The sequence below is a fragment of the Caulobacter radicis genome, from assembly GCF_003094615.1.
In the GTDB taxonomy this organism is placed as follows: domain Bacteria; phylum Pseudomonadota; class Alphaproteobacteria; order Caulobacterales; family Caulobacteraceae; genus Caulobacter; species Caulobacter radicis.
This window is the reverse complement of record NZ_QDKO01000044.1, coordinates 15,080-30,488: the sequence shown is the minus strand read 5'-3', so window position 1 is coordinate 30,488 and position 15,409 is coordinate 15,080. Positions and strand designations below refer to the sequence as shown.

General features: G+C 64.2%; 17 protein-coding genes and 1 pseudogene. 11 read left to right on the top strand and 7 right to left on the bottom strand.

Features of this window, described 5'->3' with window-relative positions; all coding sequences use genetic code 11:
- Nucleotides 1-173 precede the first annotated feature (173 nt).
- Nucleotides 174-860 (top strand): hypothetical protein, encoded by a 687-nt coding sequence (locus tag DDF62_RS24845; protein ID WP_116491603.1) that lies wholly within the window; start codon nt 174-176, stop codon nt 858-860.
- A 67-nt stretch (nt 861-927) separates the two neighbouring features.
- Entirely contained in the window at nt 928-1,776 is an 849-nt protein-coding gene (locus tag DDF62_RS24840; protein ID WP_116491602.1) for an RES family NAD+ phosphorylase, read from the top strand.
- A 13-nt stretch (nt 1,777-1,789) separates the two neighbouring features.
- On the opposite strand, the gene DDF62_RS25805 is transcribed toward DDF62_RS24840, so the two are convergent.
- From DDF62_RS25805 to DDF62_RS24830, 3 genes and pseudogenes are all read right to left on the bottom strand, one after another.
- Nucleotides 1,790-1,945, bottom strand: a complete 156-nt coding sequence (locus DDF62_RS25805) for a hypothetical protein (protein ID WP_165832377.1) — start codon at nt 1,943-1,945, stop codon at nt 1,790-1,792.
- 339 nt (nt 1,946-2,284) lie between these two features.
- A pseudogene (locus DDF62_RS24835) lies at nt 2,285-3,645 on the bottom strand (transposase).
- A 121-nt stretch (nt 3,646-3,766) separates the two neighbouring features.
- Entirely contained in the window at nt 3,767-4,633 is an 867-nt protein-coding gene (locus tag DDF62_RS24830) for a sigma-70 family RNA polymerase sigma factor (protein WP_116491601.1), read from the bottom strand.
- 154 nt (nt 4,634-4,787) lie between these two features.
- Between DDF62_RS24830 and DDF62_RS24825 the strand changes: the two genes are divergently transcribed.
- From DDF62_RS24825 to DDF62_RS24785, 7 genes are all read left to right on the top strand, one after another.
- On the top strand, nt 4,788-5,243 hold the full coding sequence (locus tag DDF62_RS24825; RefSeq protein ID WP_116491600.1) for a carboxymuconolactone decarboxylase family protein: 456 nt from the start codon (nt 4,788-4,790) through the stop codon (nt 5,241-5,243).
- A gap of 350 nt (nt 5,244-5,593) precedes the next feature.
- Complete coding sequence (locus DDF62_RS24820) at nt 5,594-5,998, top strand: YybH family protein (RefSeq protein ID WP_207780749.1); 405 nt, start codon at nt 5,594-5,596, stop codon at nt 5,996-5,998.
- Nucleotides 5,998-7,080, top strand: coding sequence for a bifunctional DNA-binding transcriptional regulator/O6-methylguanine-DNA methyltransferase Ada (ada, locus tag DDF62_RS24815; RefSeq protein WP_116491598.1), 1,083 nt, complete (start codon nt 5,998-6,000; stop codon nt 7,078-7,080). Before DDF62_RS24820 ends, ada begins: the two co-directional genes overlap by 1 nt.
- 125 nt (nt 7,081-7,205) lie before the next feature.
- Nucleotides 7,206-7,652: a carboxymuconolactone decarboxylase family protein gene (locus DDF62_RS24810; protein ID WP_116491597.1), complete on the top strand. Its 447-nt coding sequence runs from the start codon at nt 7,206-7,208 to the stop codon at nt 7,650-7,652.
- Nucleotides 7,653-7,758: 106 nt separating this feature from the next.
- The gene (locus DDF62_RS24805; RefSeq protein WP_207780750.1) at nt 7,759-8,688 is read left to right on the top strand and encodes an SDR family NAD(P)-dependent oxidoreductase; all 930 of its coding nucleotides are present in this window, start codon (nt 7,759-7,761) and stop codon (nt 8,686-8,688) included.
- 941 nt (nt 8,689-9,629) lie between these two features.
- Nucleotides 9,630-10,802 (top strand): GAF domain-containing sensor histidine kinase, encoded by a 1,173-nt coding sequence (locus tag DDF62_RS24790; protein WP_207780751.1) that lies wholly within the window; start codon nt 9,630-9,632, stop codon nt 10,800-10,802.
- 295 nt (nt 10,803-11,097) lie between these two features.
- On the top strand, nt 11,098-11,460 hold the full coding sequence (locus tag DDF62_RS24785) for a CZB domain-containing protein (RefSeq protein WP_101718695.1): 363 nt from the start codon (nt 11,098-11,100) through the stop codon (nt 11,458-11,460).
- Here DDF62_RS24785 and DDF62_RS24780 read toward each other — a convergent pair whose 3' ends face one another.
- The 4 genes from DDF62_RS24780 to DDF62_RS24765 all read right to left on the bottom strand — a co-directional run bounded on the left by DDF62_RS24780 (nt 11,461) and on the right by DDF62_RS24765 (nt 13,028).
- Nucleotides 11,461-11,712: a hypothetical protein gene (locus tag DDF62_RS24780; protein WP_116491641.1), complete on the bottom strand. Its 252-nt coding sequence runs from the start codon at nt 11,710-11,712 to the stop codon at nt 11,461-11,463.
- A 71-nt stretch (nt 11,713-11,783) separates the two neighbouring features.
- Nucleotides 11,784-12,047: a hypothetical protein gene (locus DDF62_RS24775; protein ID WP_101718696.1), complete on the bottom strand. Its 264-nt coding sequence runs from the start codon at nt 12,045-12,047 to the stop codon at nt 11,784-11,786.
- 10 nt (nt 12,048-12,057) lie between these two features.
- On the bottom strand, nt 12,058-12,540 hold the full coding sequence (locus DDF62_RS24770) for an Hsp20 family protein (RefSeq protein ID WP_101718697.1): 483 nt from the start codon (nt 12,538-12,540) through the stop codon (nt 12,058-12,060).
- A 221-nt stretch (nt 12,541-12,761) separates the two neighbouring features.
- A complete protein-coding gene (locus DDF62_RS24765) occupies nt 12,762-13,028 on the bottom strand; it encodes an usg protein (protein ID WP_101718698.1) in 267 nt (88 codons plus the stop codon).
- Between the two features lie 326 nt (nt 13,029-13,354).
- Between DDF62_RS24765 and groES the strand changes: the two genes are divergently transcribed.
- Both groES and groL read left to right on the top strand, forming a co-directional pair.
- On the top strand, nt 13,355-13,669 hold the full coding sequence (gene groES / locus DDF62_RS24760) for a co-chaperone GroES (RefSeq protein WP_101718699.1): 315 nt from the start codon (nt 13,355-13,357) through the stop codon (nt 13,667-13,669).
- A 52-nt stretch (nt 13,670-13,721) separates the two neighbouring features.
- A complete protein-coding gene (groL, locus tag DDF62_RS24755; RefSeq protein ID WP_116491595.1) occupies nt 13,722-15,341 on the top strand; it encodes a chaperonin GroEL in 1,620 nt (539 codons plus the stop codon).
- Nucleotides 15,342-15,409 lie beyond the last annotated feature (68 nt).

Below are 15,409 nucleotides of genomic sequence, written 5' to 3'. Positions count from 1 at the left end.
CTCAGACAGTCAGACGACTTAAGAGCCTCCCTTTGCCTTCACGGCGTCAAGGCTCGACTTGACCAAGCGCCCACAACTCGTGGCAGGTTTGATAGCGACGCTTCGGGGGGGGGCAATATCTCGTGTCAGATCCAAATTACGCGAGCACCATAGACTGGCAGGCGACCGGGACCATGCTGCAGGGTATCGGGGCGATCACCGGAGCGCTGACGGTGATGCTCGCCGCGGTCATCGGCGCCAACACCTTCGAGAAGTGGCGTCGCCAGAAGATCTCCGAACGCCGTATCGAGCAGGCCGAGCGCTTCCTCACCGCCGCCTACAACGCGCGACGCGCCCTGGCCCGCGTGCGCAGTCCGGCAATGATGGGCTATGAGCTCGAGATCGCCGAAGAACGGCTGCGCGAAGCCGGTCGGTTTGAGCCGCCCCTCGACGCCGCCAAGACGCGGCGGCTGTGCACCGCCCAGGCCTATCATGAGCGGCTCAATCGCGAGCGCGAGGTCAGGGTCACGCTCGACGAGTGCCTGCCTACGGCGCGCGCGCTATTCAGCGAGGCGCTCGAAAAGGCGCTGGAGACCCTGAGCCGCCAGTTCCACACCGTTCAGGTCTACGCCGACGCTAGCGTGCGCTACACCGAGGGCCGCGATCGAGCCCTCAGCGACAAGATCGATCAGACGATCTGGTCGGAATATCCCTCCGCGGCCGAAAACGAGATGGACAAAACCATCGCCGAGCAGATCGGCATCATCGAGACGGCTCTGCTCCCAGTGCTCCGGCTGGAAGCGCCCAGACCGCGCCGTTGGTGGTCGCCGTTAGCGCGCAGATCCATCCCGCGATCCAACGCTTCCGACGCCCGGGCCTAGCGCGGCGCTGTGCTTTTCAGCCCATCAAAAGCGAAGGCGCTGGCGAACCGCGCTGACAGGATCCACGATGACAAACGACATCCCCAACGACGCCTTCCCGTCGTGGAGAAGCTACTGGCTCTTCGAACGCTCGGTGACCCGGGAGTTTCGCTATGTGCGGCCGCCCGAAGTCGAGGCCTTCCTGCAGGCGGTGCTAGTCACCAGCCAGTCTCGCAAAATCGATATTCCGAGGGGCAGTCTCTTTTGGCGGGCCGCACTCGGTCACGACTGGCGTGCCTACAATAGCTGCATTGATGACGAAGTCCCATGCGCTCATCCTCCCGCGCGGATGAAGCCGCTTCCCGACAAGGCATCGGACGGCCGAGCTAATGCGCGCGGCATCCCCTGCCTCTATATGGCGACGAGCAAGACCACGGCCATGGCCGAGGTTCGCCCCTGGATCGGCTCGAAAGTCTCGGTTGGGCAATTCCGGACCAATCGTCCGCTCAGCGTAGTCGATTGTTCGCGCCGCCATGATGCCTCGCCGTTCTTCCTCGATCTGGAGATCGGCAACGGCGAGCCGTCGTCGGAAGAGCGTACCGAAGCGGTGTGGACGCATATCGACAAGGCTTTCGCTGAGCCGATGACGCGCTCTGACGATCAGGCAGACTACGCCGCGACGCAGATCCTGGCCGAACTCTTCAAGTCGGCGGGCTTCGATGGCGTCGTCTACAAGAGCAACTTCGGCAAGGACGGCTACAACATAGCCCTGTTCGATCCGAACGCGGCGGATCTGATCAAGTGCGGCCTCTTCGAACTGAAGGCGATCGAGCCCGACTTCAAGGCGTCCGACGACTTCTATTACGTCGGGGATGGGCTGACGTCTGACGATCAACTCCAAGGGGCGCACGACGCATCGGCGGGCCTGCCCGCCTGATCAACAGGTTAGTTCATGGCCGGCACATCTGCTTGATGTCGGCCGTCGACTGCGGCGCGCCCGGCATGGCGGTCATATCCACGCCCTTGCGCTTGGCCTCCCGCTCCAGCGCGAAGTCGCCGCCGGACTCGGCGTAGGCGGGATCGGCCATCACCGCCTCCAGAGTCACGAACTGCGCCCCAGCCTGCCGCAGTTTTCCAGCGTCAGCGGCAGCACGACCGCGAAGCCGCCCAAGTGGGTGAGCAGGACCTGCGGCGGCAGATCCCCAGTCCCGGCTCCGAGGCGGCTGGACCGCCCCTAGCCGAGCGCGCCCTGCGACATCGGCGGCAGCTCCTCGCCACGCCGCGATCGCGCCAGTAGCTGACGTTGGAAGGCCTCCAGGAACACGACGTTCGTCGCCTCGCCGCTGAGGCAGCTCACGACCGATGCCGTTGAAAAAGGCGTCTTATCTGGCGGGCGTTAGGTAGTGATGAGAAGTCGTTGTCGCTCAGGCGGGTGAGGCCTGAGGCTACTGTTGGGCGAGCTTGGCGAGTTTGCGGAGGTTTTGGGCGGTGGCGGCGAGGAGGAACTCGTCTCTGGCGCCGTTGGGGCCTCGTAACCTGAGGCGATCCAGCCCGACGATGCGCTTGAGGTGGGCGAAGAGCATCTCGACCTTTTTCCGCTCGCGCCGGGAGGTGATGTAGGGGCGTCGGTCTTGGCGATATCGCGGGCCATGTCGCGCGCGCCCTCGTGGATCGAGCGGGTCACTTTTCGACAGGGCTGGCTGGGGCAGCAGGCCGCTTTGAGCGGGCACGGCTGGCAGTCGTGGGTGCTGGCGCGATATCGGATGGTGTCATCGGCCGGAGCGTTGTTGCGCGGAACCTTGAAGGCGCGCCGGCTGGACCGGAGCAGTTTGCCGCCCGGACAGGTATAGGCGTCGGCTTGGTGGTCGAAGCTGAAGTCGGCGCGCGAGAAGGTCCCGTCATCGCGCTGGGATTTGTCGAAGACGGGGATGTGGGGTTCGATGCCCTGATCATGGACCAGCCAATCGAGCATCTCGGCCGTGCCGTAGGCGGTGTCGGCGGCCAGGCGCTCTGGATAGAGGCCTAGCCTATCGTTGGCGCGCTCGATCATGGTGCGACAGGCGGCCAGCTCGCCCTGGCGCACCGCGGTCGAGGGCTCGACATCGACGATCACCGCATGATCCAGGTCGATGAGGTAATTGGTGCAATAGGCGAAGCTGGCCGGCCCGGCCTGGGCGGCTGTCCAGCGTGAGGCCGGATCCGACAGCGAGATGTACTTGGGGGTGACGGGCGTGGCCGCGCCAAAAGCCGCATCGTCCAGCACCGCCAGATACTCCTCGACGGCACGCCCGGCGGCCTCGGCCGGCAAGCCCGCGGCGCCATCGACGGCGGTCCTGTGCCGGCTGGCGTCGGCGCGGATGATGCTGGCGTCGACGGCGAAGCCCTCGCCGCCGACCAGGCCCTCGGCCATGCAGCGGCGCACCACGCTCTCGAACAGCTCGCGCAGCAGGTCGCTGTCGCGGAAACGACCGTGGCGGTTCTTGGAGAAGGTGGAGTGATCGGGGACCTCGCCATCCAGGCCCAGACGGCAGAACCAGCGATAAGCAAGGTTGAGGTGGACCTCCTCGCATAGCCGGCGCTCGGAGCGCACGCCCATGCAGTAGCCGATCAGCAGCATCCGGATCATCAGTTCCGGATCGATCGAGGGCCGGCCGATCGCGCTGTAAAAGGGCGCGAGATGGCCCCGCACGCCGTCCAGATCGACGAACCGATCGATGGCCCGCAGCAGATGATCCTGGGGCACGTGCCCATCGAGCGAGAACTCGTAGAACAGGGCCGGCTGCTCGATCCGACGCTCGCCCATCATGACCGCGACCTCCTGCTTCAACAGCAGTGAATCAGGCCGCAGGCGCCGCCTCAACGGCCTTTTTCAACACAATCGACCCTGAGCGGACGTTGGGAAGGTCTGCTCATGACGCCGTTTAATGTCAGTGTCCTTCGGCGAGGCGGCGCAGTTTCTCGGGATTTCGTACGACATAGATCGCACGAATGCGACCCGCAGCAACATCAAGCGCGGTCGTGCCGAGGGAGTCGTCCGGATAGCGGCTGATATATCCGGGCATCCCGTCGATCACCGCTGTTTGCACTAGCGTCTGTGGCGGCAGGTTCTTGCGCCGGACGTTGGCGAACAGCTTCAGCACATTGGTGATCCCGCGCACGATGTTGCGGAACGCCATAACCTTGCCGCCGCCGTCAGCATGGATTTCAACGTCATCCGCCAGCATGTTGGCGAGCGCCGTGGTGTCGCCATCGCGGGCGGCGGTGAAAAAGGCTCGGGCGATGCTGTCGGCCTCGGAGGCATCGAGCCTGTAGCGGACGCGCTCCTTCCTGACGTTCTTACGCGCTCGCGAAGCAAGCTGGCGAACGGCGGCAGGGTCGCGATCAAGCGTCATAGCGACTTCCGTGAGCGGCACGTCGAAGACATCGTGCAGAAGGAATGCAGCCCGCTCGAGCGGCGAAAGCCGCTCCATGGCCAGCATCAGCGTGACCGTGACGTCGTCGGCGATGTCATCATACGGATCAGCCGAGTTCAGCAACGGCTCGGGGAGCCACGGGCCGATATAGGTTTCACGTCTGGCCCGAGCCGACTTTAAGCGGTCGAGGCAAAGGCGCGTCACGATACGAGTGAGATAGGCGCCGGGGACGTCGACGCCCTCTTGCACCCCCGCCCAGCGGATCCATGCGTCCTGTACGACATCATCGGCCTCGCTCAGCGATCCGAGCATACGGTAGGCGAGTCGCTTCAGACGTAGCCGTTCGGGCTCAAAATCAGCGATCCGTTGATCGGGCGACATGCCGGCCTCCTTTGGCAAGTTCGCTGTCATGACGACATTGCGCCCGTCAGTGTGACATGGCGAAATTTCTGCTCGCAGCATGTCACAGCCGGGACGCGCGCCTCGTCAGACCCGTGATTGCCGATGATCGGCATCACAACGACGGAGCCACATAATGAGCAACCTCACTCGACTGACCTGGCACGAGGTCGCGCCCGACGGCGCGAAGGCGCTGTTTGGCGTTCATCACTACGTGACGCACAGCACCAACCTGCCTGAAGAGCTGATTCACCTCGTCTTCCTTCGCGTGTCACAGATCAATGGATGTGCACACTGCATCGACCTGCATACCCGCGACCTGCTGAAAACCATGCCGATCGACAAGGTTGTGCTGGTCCCGGTCTGGCATGAGGTGCCTCATCTCTTTTCTGACCAGTACCGAGCCGCCCTGGCCTGGGCCGAAGAGGTCACCAACGTCAGCGAAACCCATGCGTCCGATGAAGCCTATGCGGCGGCAGCGGCGGCCTTTAACCCGAAAGACTTCGTCGACCTTTCGATCACAATCGCCGCGATGAACGCATTCAACCGGTTGGGAGCGCCGTTCCGGCTGCCGGTGAAGGCAAAGCCCTAGGCTAGAACTCACCCGCTCCATCCATAGCGGGCGTGCGGGTGCTGTGCCGTCTATCGGCTCGCCATTCTTTGAAATCTGAGATCAGAAATCGGAGTTCGCGAACGTCTGCAAGGTGAAGGTCGATGAACGTCCGCGTCCCACCCTCCACGGCCGATCCAAAGGTCCGCCTCGCCGGCGGCGCTGCGCCATCACCAGACATTGGCATGTTTCCAGGAAGGCGACGTTCGACCGATCTCAGGCAGAGCACTCACTAACAGAATCTGAGATCAGAAAGCGGAGTTCGCGGCGTTCTGAAACTTGGCACTGAGGGGGCGCTCGCGGATGGCGGGCGCTTTCGAGACGGAATGCCCATGACTGCCAAGTTCGCCCTGCCGACCACGCCAGAAGGCATTGTTCCCGCGCTGCTCAAGCACCTAAACTCGCTCGACGTCGACACCATGCTCGGCTTCTACGATCCGGCTGGCATGATCGTCGATGCGACGGGCAAGCCTCATATCGGGCGAGAGGCGATCGGCGCCGAACTGGCGAAATATTTCAGCCTCGGACTCCAGATGTCGATCACCCAGCGCCACCTTTTCGTGGCCGACGACATCGCCTCGCTTATCCTAGATTGGTCGTATGTCGGGGTTGCTCGGGACGGGACGGAGGTGAACATGGTCGCGACCGCCACCGACATCGCCCGCCGGGGCGACGACGGCTGCTGGCGCTATCTGATCGACAATCCGTTCGGCGCCGCCCGCCGGGATGTCGCTTGATGACGGCCGCCGCCGACAACGCGGATGACGCCCGATGGGCGCGCATGGCGGCGCGTGATCCGACGGCGGACGGCGCCTTCTGGCGCGGCGTGACAACGACCGGAATCTATTGTCGTCCGACCTGCGGCACGCGAAGACCCAAGCGGGAGAACGTACGGTTCTTCGACCAACAGGAAGAGGCCGAGGCCGCCGGCTTTCGCCCTTGCCGGCGTTGCCGGCCCGATGATGGCACGCCAGCGACCCGCAACGTCGAGCTGGTCGCTGAAGCGTGCCGGTTGATTGAAGCCGACGAAGGCGTGCCGTCCGTCTCGGCCCTGGCGCACGCGCTGGGCGTCAGCGAGGGTCATCTGCATCGTCTCTTCCGCGCCCGGACCGGCCTTACCCCCAGGGCGTACGGCCAGGAAAAACGCGCGCAGCGAATGCGGAGCAGCCTCGCGCTGGGGCGGCGGATCACCGAGACGATCTATGAGACTGGATACGGGTCAAGCGGCCGCTTCTATGCCGTGACCCGCAAGTCCCTGGGCATGACGCCGACACAGTACCAGGCCGGCGGCGCGGGGGAGACGTTGAGGTTCGCGGTGGGGCAAACCTCACTCGGCGCGATCGTCGTGGCGTCCAGCGACGCTGGTGTCGCGGCCATCCTGCTGGGCGACGACGCAGAGTCCTTGCTCCAGGATCTACAGGAGCGCTTTGTCCACGCCACCCTGATCGGCGGTGATGAGGCCTATGAAGCCTTGGTCGCCCAGGTCGTCGGGCTGGTGGAGGAGCCCGCGACCGCGCAGGTCTTGCCGCTAGACGTGCGCGGCACGGCTTTCCAGCGCCGCGTCTGGCGAGTGCTTCAGGCCGTGCCGCCAGGGTCGGTGATCTCCTATGACGAGATCGCCCGACGCGTTGGTCGGCCCCGCGCCATCGGCGCCGTGGCCAGCGCCTGCGCCAGCAACCCGCTGGCGGTGGCCATCCCTTGCCATCGGGTGGTCAAGAGCGACGGCGGGTACTGGGGCTACACCTGGGGCCTTGATCGGAAACGGGCGCTGCTGCTTCGCGAGGGCGCCGAAACCCAGTCCGCGTCCGTCGCCGACTGATCGCAGTCCGACCTCTCTGCTCCCGGCGCGCAACCTACGTGGCCGCAGAAAATCGCGCGCGGCATGTCACATCCGGCGCGGCTTCGTCGTCATTTCCATCGAACGTCCAGCCACAAGGAAATCCCATGACGCGTCTGACTTGGTACGAGGTCGCCCCCGAGGGTGCGAAGGCCCTCTTCGGGGTCCATCATTATGTCACCAAGAACACCAGCCTGCCCGAAGAGCTGATCCACCTGGTCTTCCTCAGGGTCTCGCAGATCAACGGCTGCGCCCACTGTATCGACCTTCACAGCCGGGACCTGCGAAAGACGATGTCGGTGGACAAGATCATGCTGCTTCCGGTGTGGGAGGAAGTCCCGCACCTGTTCTCGGAGCGCGAGCGCGCGGCGCTGGCGTGGGCCGAAGAGGTCACTCGGGTGAGCGAGACCCACGCCTCGGACGAGGCCTATGCGGCCGTCTCGGCCATGTTCGAGCCCAAGGAACTGGTAGAGCTGACGATTACCATCGCCGCAATGAACGCCTTCAACCGGCTTGGCGCGCCGTTCCGCCTTCCGGTCGCGGCCCAGGCCTAGACTGGCCTGGAGGCGCTCTCTGATGGTGGAGAGCGCGCGCAGCCAAGCTGCGATGGCAGCCAGAACTGTCCCTCCACGATCCTCAATCACCGCGCGGGATAACCTCTTGTCGACTTTCAAGACCCCCTTCAGCTTCGCCTCGACGGCGGACGACGTTGTCGACGGCATCGATCTGTCTGGCAGGAACATGATCGTCACTGGCGGGGCGGGCGGCATCGGAGCCGAAACGGTCCGCAGCCTTGCCAGGGCGGGCGCGACGGTCACCATTGCAGCCCGCAATCCCGACGCGGCGGAGGCTGTCGCGGTGCGCCTGAGAAGCGAGACGGGGAATGACCGCATTCTGGTCAGCGCTCTCGACCTCGCCGACCTGCGGTCCGTTGGCGCCTTCGTCGAGGCGTGGAGCGGCCCGATCCACGCTCTGGTCAACAACGCCGGGATCATGGCGCTGCCGAGCCTGGAGCGAACGCCTGAAGGCTGCGAGATGCAGTTCGCGACCAATTTCCTCGGTCATTTCGCCCTGACATTGGGCTTGCGAGCGCACCTCGCCGCCGCTGATGGCGCGCGTGTGGTTTGGGTGAGTTCTACCGGCAATCTCTTCGCGCCGGTCTTCTGGGATGATCCGCACTTCCTCTTCATCCCTTACGACCCTCTACTGGCTTACGGTCAGTCGAAGACGGCCTGCGTCCTGGCCGCCGTCGCCATGGCGTCGCGATGGGCCAGCGACGGCATCTGCGCTAACGCGCTGAACCCGGGCGCCATCGCGACCAATCTGCAGCGACACACCGGCGGCCTCAAAACGCCGGAGCTCCTTCGGAAGAGCCCACAGCAAGGCGCAGCAACGTCAGTCCTTCTCGCGGCGTCGCCACTCGTCGCGCAGATTAGCGGTCGCTACTTCGATGATTGCAATGAGGGTATCGTGCAACAACAGCGTCCCGCCGACGCACCTCAAGGCGTGGCGTGCTATTCGATAGACGAAGGCAACGCCGAGAGGCTCTGGAGTATGGCCGTCGAGCTAGTCGAACGACATCGAGATTAGCCGCCAGGACATGCCGCGGACCGAACTAGGTCCCTGAAGCATTGCGGTGACCAAGCAGAGTTGCACAGCCAGATCCCCAATGCGCCAGAAGCGGAACTTGGCGTCGCTCCAGAAACGGGACGTTCAGCGCAGCGGAACTCGGCTGACCAAATCTCTAGAGCTCGGAAACAATCCGACTCATCGCTCGGTCTCCGCGTCGATAACCAGGTCTCGGAGCTTGCGATGCGCTCTCGCTCACATGCGCGGTGAAAGCCTCATCACACCGCATGAGCTTCCAACCGCGCGGTTCATTGCTGTTGCTGCCGCCGCTGACCTGCCAGACTCGCATCAAGGGGTTTCCGTCGCGCGAGTAGCCCACCGCATGAACCTCCACACAGCGGCTCCAACCGTCATACCTTAGCTCCAGAACCTTGCCGGACCGGAGGGCCTGCGAAGCGGTTTCCATCCACATCCTTAGGACTTCCGGTTCGCTCGTTGGGTGAGCGCCGAAGCCGCCGCGCTCTTTTCCGCCGCTGTCGATTTGGGATCACGCAGGACACTAGAAGCTGCGCTCGCGGCTGAACGGCTCGTTTGCTCAAGTTGGGTCGCGCGTTGGGTGAGCGTGGAGCCTGCAGCACTTTTCGCGGCCGCGGTCGCGTGCGGATCCCGCAATACCTTGGCCGCCTTGCTCGCGGCTGCCTTGCTAGACTGCTCTCGGTTGGCCACAGCGCACCTCCGGATCAAAGCATGAACATGGAGCAGCTAAGGCCACGCTTCAAGTGGCGGACCGATGTTCATTCATAGCGCTCTGCGCCAGGAGCTGACTTAGGCCCAGCTCCGGCAAGTGGACCTTGAAGTCGCCGTCGTCGCGGCAGAACCGATCTTCAAGGAGACTGCGTTGCGTCTTGCCTTCCACGTAAAGGCCAAGCATCGTCGCGCCATTCTTTGAGGTGGACCTGGGCGTGACGGAAATCGCTGACGATATTGCGGCGATCGCCTCGATCGGTCTCGTTCCCAGAATCCTGCAGAACATATGTCGCCTAACCGGGATGGGGTACGCGGTCGTCGCTCGGGTCACGGCCGATCGTTGGGTCGCCTGCGCGGTGGCTGACGACATCAACTTTGGCTTGCCGGTTGGCGGCGAGTTGAAGGTCGAAACGACGCTTTGCAGCGAAGTTCGCGACCATCACCAATCAGTCGTGATCGACCACGTCGCGGCCGACCCGATCTATAGCAATCATCCCACACCTGCGATGTACGGACTGCAAAGCTACATTGCCGTCCCCATTTTCTGCCGCGGCGAGTTCTTTGGGACCCTGTGCGCAATCGATCCGGAGCCGGCCCCGCTGACGGATCGCGATGCGCAGGAGACCTTTGAGATCTTCGCGGAATTGATTGGTGAGAAGCTAGCGGATCAGCACCAGCTCGCGGTGAGCCAGGCGGCGCTGTCAGATGAACGAGCCGGCTCTGAACTCCGGGAACAGTTCATCGCCGTGCTCGGCCACGACCTGCGCAACCCGTTGGCCGCCATCGAAGGTGGCGTGCGCCTGCTTCGCAAAGACCCGACCGGACCGAAGAGCGATTGGATCCTCGGACAGATGGAGACAAGCACCGCGCGAATGGCCGGCCTAATTTCCGACGTGATGGATTTTGCACGCGCACGTCTCGGCGGCGGCTTCAATGTCGATCTTTCTCTCGAAAGCGAAATCGGGTCCGCACTTCTCGATGTCGTGTCTGAACTTCGGACAGCCCATCCCGAGCGCGTCATCGAGGCTGACATCGATATTCCCACGCCGCTGCCGGCCGACCCCGCCCGGCTAGCTCAACTCCTTTCGAACCTTCTAGCCAACGCGTTGACCCACGGTGCCAGGGACGCGCCCGTTTCGGTCGAGGCGAAGACTGTGCACGGCGTGTTCGAACTGTCCGTGGCCAATCAAGGTCCGCAGATCCCTAGAAAGACGCTTACCCGTCTTTTCCAACCTTTCGAGCGGGCCGCGGCCAAGCCGACACAGCAAGGTCTCGGGCTTGGCCTTTACATCGCTTCAGAAATCGCGCGCGCCCATAATGGGAGCTTGACGGCCAGTTCGGATGCGAGCGAGACCCGATTTACTCTCCGTATGCCGGTCGAGGATTAGCCCTCTTCTATTGTCGGAAGGCGTTTCGCCCAGGAATTGTGCGCCTGCTTGTTAGAGGATATTTGCGCGCTCGTGGCCGCCCCGCGCCAGTTGCTGCCCTTGATGCACCTCCAGGAACTGGACCTTCCGCCGCCATCTGACAGCGCGACGTTTCGCCAGGGGGAAATCACTGCGCGATCGAGAGAAGGGCCGTGCATCAGACCATCAAAAACTGTGGACAGCGATCCAGCGAAAACCAACCGGCAACCATCCTGCGCGAAAACCCCCGCATTGGATTGAGCCGAGAGGTTTGGTCATGGATTTTCAGGAACACGCACACAACCATCACCACATCCGCGAAGCGCTCGTCGCGGCTCTGAGCGAGCGACAACCGATCGATTTGGCCGCCTTGCGATCGGATCGTCACTGCCCCACCGGCTGCTGGATCCACGGCGAGGGCGCCCGGCGTTGGGCCGGCAACCATGCCTTCCTAGGCTTGCTGGAAAACCATCGGGCCTTCCACCAGCAGGCGGGTTTGGTTGCCGACCAAATCAATCGCGGGCAATGGTCCGAGGCTCAGAAATCGCTCCGCAATGGGTCGCCCTTCGCCTTGGCGCTTTCAGACCTTGCCGCCGCCCTAAGGCGAATGCGGGCGACGGCTGAGTCGCTTGCGGCCTAGCTAAGCGCGCAGTGCCAAGCCCGCTTCCGTGTCCGCCGCGTGAGGTGGAAACAGGAACCGGCCGGCGCGCGCGCCATCGCGCAGGCGAATCTCCAAGACCACAGGCTCGCCGGCGTCCGCCAGGCGATGCGCCCAGTCACGCGCGGCCTGCTCGGCCCGGGCGCCGGTGGTGAACTGCAGGGGACTGTCGCGGAAGTCGCCGCGAACGATCCAGCCGTCGCTCGACGGCTCGACAAAGATGAAACAAGGCATGGTCATAACGCAAAGCAGCGAGCGGAGCGAAGTGGCGGCCGACCATCGGCTGGCCGGCCGCCCGCCCCAACTCAAGAGAACAGGTCGCGGTCCAGGCGGCGCAGCGCGGACAGGACCTCGCTGAGCGGCACAGGCGCGGGCGTTCCCAAGAGCCATCTCTGACTGGGCCGATGCTCGACCGCGCTCGCATCGGAAGCCCAGGCCGCCAGGATTTCGCGCTTTTCGGCGAGATCGAGATCCTGATCCTTCAGCACCTCCAAGGGGTGGAGGAAGCCGACCGCCGGCCGAACGGGCCATGGCCGAGCCCGATCTTTCGCATGGGTATGCGTGCGCATGGCCAGCTCCTTACGCGGCCTTGCGCGTCTTGGCCGGCTTGAGCTCCAGCGCCTGCTGGCGCGCGCCGACCCCGATCGCAATCTGCTTGGGCTTCAAGGCCTCGGGCACCTCGCGGACCAGATCGATCGACAAGACGCCATGGGCATGGACGGCGTCCTTGACCACGACATAGTCGGCCAGCTCGAACCGGCGCTCGAACGCGCGGTGGGCCAGGCCCTGGTGAAGGAAGGTTCGCGCGCCCTGGTCTTCGTTCGCCGCCCTTCGGCCCTTGATCACCAGGAGGTTCGGCTGGGCCACGACCTCGAGATCCTTCGGCGCGAAGCCCGCGACCGCCAGCGAAATGCGGTAGGCGGTCTCGCCGGTTTTCTCGATGTCGAACGGAGGATAGCTGGCGCTCGCCTCGGTGCGGAGCGCGGTCTCGACGAGATCGACCATGCGATCCACACCGATCATGGAGCTGTAGAGAGGGCTGAAATCAAAAACAGTGCTCATTTCCATCTCCTCGAAAGCAAGTTGGACATGAGGGGCGCCGAGCCACGCGCTATGCGCCCCAGGGCCAGGCCCTGTCGGCGCCCGGCAAGCAGGCGATGAATTAGGACACGGCCGAAACGCGTCAAGACGCTCGCATCAGAAATTTTTCGATCCGTGAACCAAGGTGTCACCGGGCCCAAAGCCAAGGCGGAGCCGAGCCACCGCGCATGGCTTGCCGGGGGCTAATGCAGCGAGATCACGCCATTGACGGCTCGCCACTCCGACGGACCGATCAATCGATGGTGGGCGACCTGGACCGAGTGCAGCGCGGCTTCGATCTCGCGCCGCCAATGGTCGAGAAAGGCCTGCAGCATGGGAAAGCGCGGAGCAAGGTCGTATTCCTGCCAGACGTAGAGCTGAAGCACGGCCGGATAGTCGAGCCGATAGTAGTGGATTTGGGCGGTCGCCAGGCCGTAGCCGTCGAGCTGCTTGAGAAAATCCCTGTCCATGGGCGGCGTCCTCAGGCGATAGCGACCAGGCGCTTGGCGTTAGAGACACGGGCGCGGGGCAAATCGAACCTCCTGTTCTTTGATCCTTTCCCGTCAGCGAACGCCGATCACGCGCATTCGCGTGCGCTGATTTTTTGGCCCAGGCGCTGGAAGCGTCAAGCCGTCAGGGACCATCGCAAACGGCCGCCAGGGGCGGATCCAACCCCGTCGAAAAATTTTCACCGCGGGCTCTTGAAGCCTCTTCGGCGCCGCCTAGCTTGACGTCCGTCCGCTAGGTGCGAGCCCGGTGGACCCATCACATTCTGTTTTGCATCTGGAGGTTATGCATGCATTTCCGCCCCTTGCACGACCGTGTGGTCGTCCGCCGCATCGAGGCCGAGGAGAAGACCTCGGGCGGCATCATCATCCCCGACACCGCCAAGGAAAAGCCCCAGCAGGGCCAGGTGGTCGCCGTCGGCCCCGGCGCCCGCGATGACGCCGGCAAGCTGGTCGCGCTGGACCTCAAGGCCGGCGATCGCGTCCTGTTCGGCAAGTGGTCCGGCACGGAGATCAAGATCGATGGCGAGGACCTGCTGATCATGAAGGAGAGCGATATCCTCGGCGTTCTGGAGACGGAGGCGACGCTCAAGAAGGCCGCCTAATTCGCCATCCCATTTCCGTCCACTGACAGCCCAACCGAGAGGAGTAGGAACCATGGCTGCCAAGGAAGTAAAGTTCTCATCCGACGCGCGCGACCGCATGCTGCGTGGCGTCGACATCCTGGCCGATGCGGTCAAGGTCACCCTGGGCCCCAAGGGCCGCAACGTCGTCATCGACAAGAGTTTCGGCGCCCCGCGCATCACCAAGGACGGCGTCAGCGTCGCCAAGGAAATCGAACTGAAGGACAAGTTCGAGAACATGGGCGCGCAAATGCTGCGCGAGGTGGCCTCCAAAACCAACGATCTGGCCGGCGACGGCACCACGACCGCCACTGTGCTGGCCCAAGCCATCGTCCGTGAAGGCTCCAAGGCCGTGGCGGCCGGCATGAACCCGATGGATCTCAAGCGCGGCATCGACCTGGGGGTCGGCGCCGTGGTGGCCGATCTCAAGAGCCACGCGCGCAAGATCAGCGCCAACACCGAGATCGCCCAGGTCGGGACCATCTCGGCCAATGGCGATGAGGAGATCGGCCGCATCTTGGCCGAGGCTATGGAAAAGGTCGGCAACGAGGGCGTGATCACGGTCGAGGAAGCCAAGAGCCTGGCCACCGAGCTGGAGGTGGTGGAAGGCATGCAGTTCGACCGCGGCTATATCAGCCCGTATTTCGTGACCAACAACGACAAGCTCCGCGTCGAGCTCGACGACCCGTACATTCTGATCCACGAGAAGAAGCTCTCGAACCTGGCCGCGCTTGTGCCGCTACTGGAGAAGGTCGTGCAGTCCGGCCGCCCGCTGCTGATCATCGCCGAGGACGTCGAGGGCGAGGCCCTGGCCACCCTGGTGGTCAACAAGCTGCGCGGCGGCCTGAAAGTCGCGGCCGTCAAGGCTCCGGGCTTTGGCGATCGCCGCAAGGCCATGCTCGAGGACATCGCGGTGCTGACCGCCGGCAATGTGGTCTCCGAGGAGCTGGGAACCAAGCTGGAGAACATCACCGTCGAGATGCTCGGCCGGGCCAAGAAGGTCACGATCGACAAGGACAACACCACCATCGTCGACGGGGCGGGCCAGCGCGGCGAGATCGATGCTCGCGTCGCCCAGATTCGCAGGCAGATCGAGGACACCACCTCCGACTACGACCGCGAGAAGCTGCAGGAACGCCTGGCCAAGCTCGCCGGCGGCGTGGCCGTGGTGCGCGTCGGCGGGGCGACCGAGGTCGAGGTCAAGGAAAAGAAGGACCGCGTCGACGACGCCCTGCACGCCACCCGCGCGGCCGTCGAGGAAGGCATCCTGCCCGGCGGGGGCGTGGCCCTGCTGCGCGCCCTAAAGGCCCTGGACGGCGTCAAGCCGGCCAATGACGATCAGAAGGCTGGTCTCGATATCGTGCGCCGCGCCCTGCAGGCCCCAGCCCGCCAGATCGTCGCCAATGCCGGCGAGGACGCCTCGTACGTCGTCGGCAAACTCCTGGAGAAGACCGACTACAGCTGGGGCTTCAACGCCGCGACCGGCGAGTACCAGGACCTGGTGAAGGCCGGGGTCATCGACCCGGCCAAGGTGGTGCGCACGGCCCTGCAGGACGCCGCCTCGGTCGCCTCGCTGCTGATCACCACCGAGGCCTTGATTGCCGAGGCGCCCAAGGACGTCGCGCCGGCTCCGGTTCCGGCGATGGAATACTGATCATCGCGCCTAGCGGACGCTAACTTCGAGGGGCCTTCGGGCCCCTCTTTCTTTGGTTGAAGTCCGCT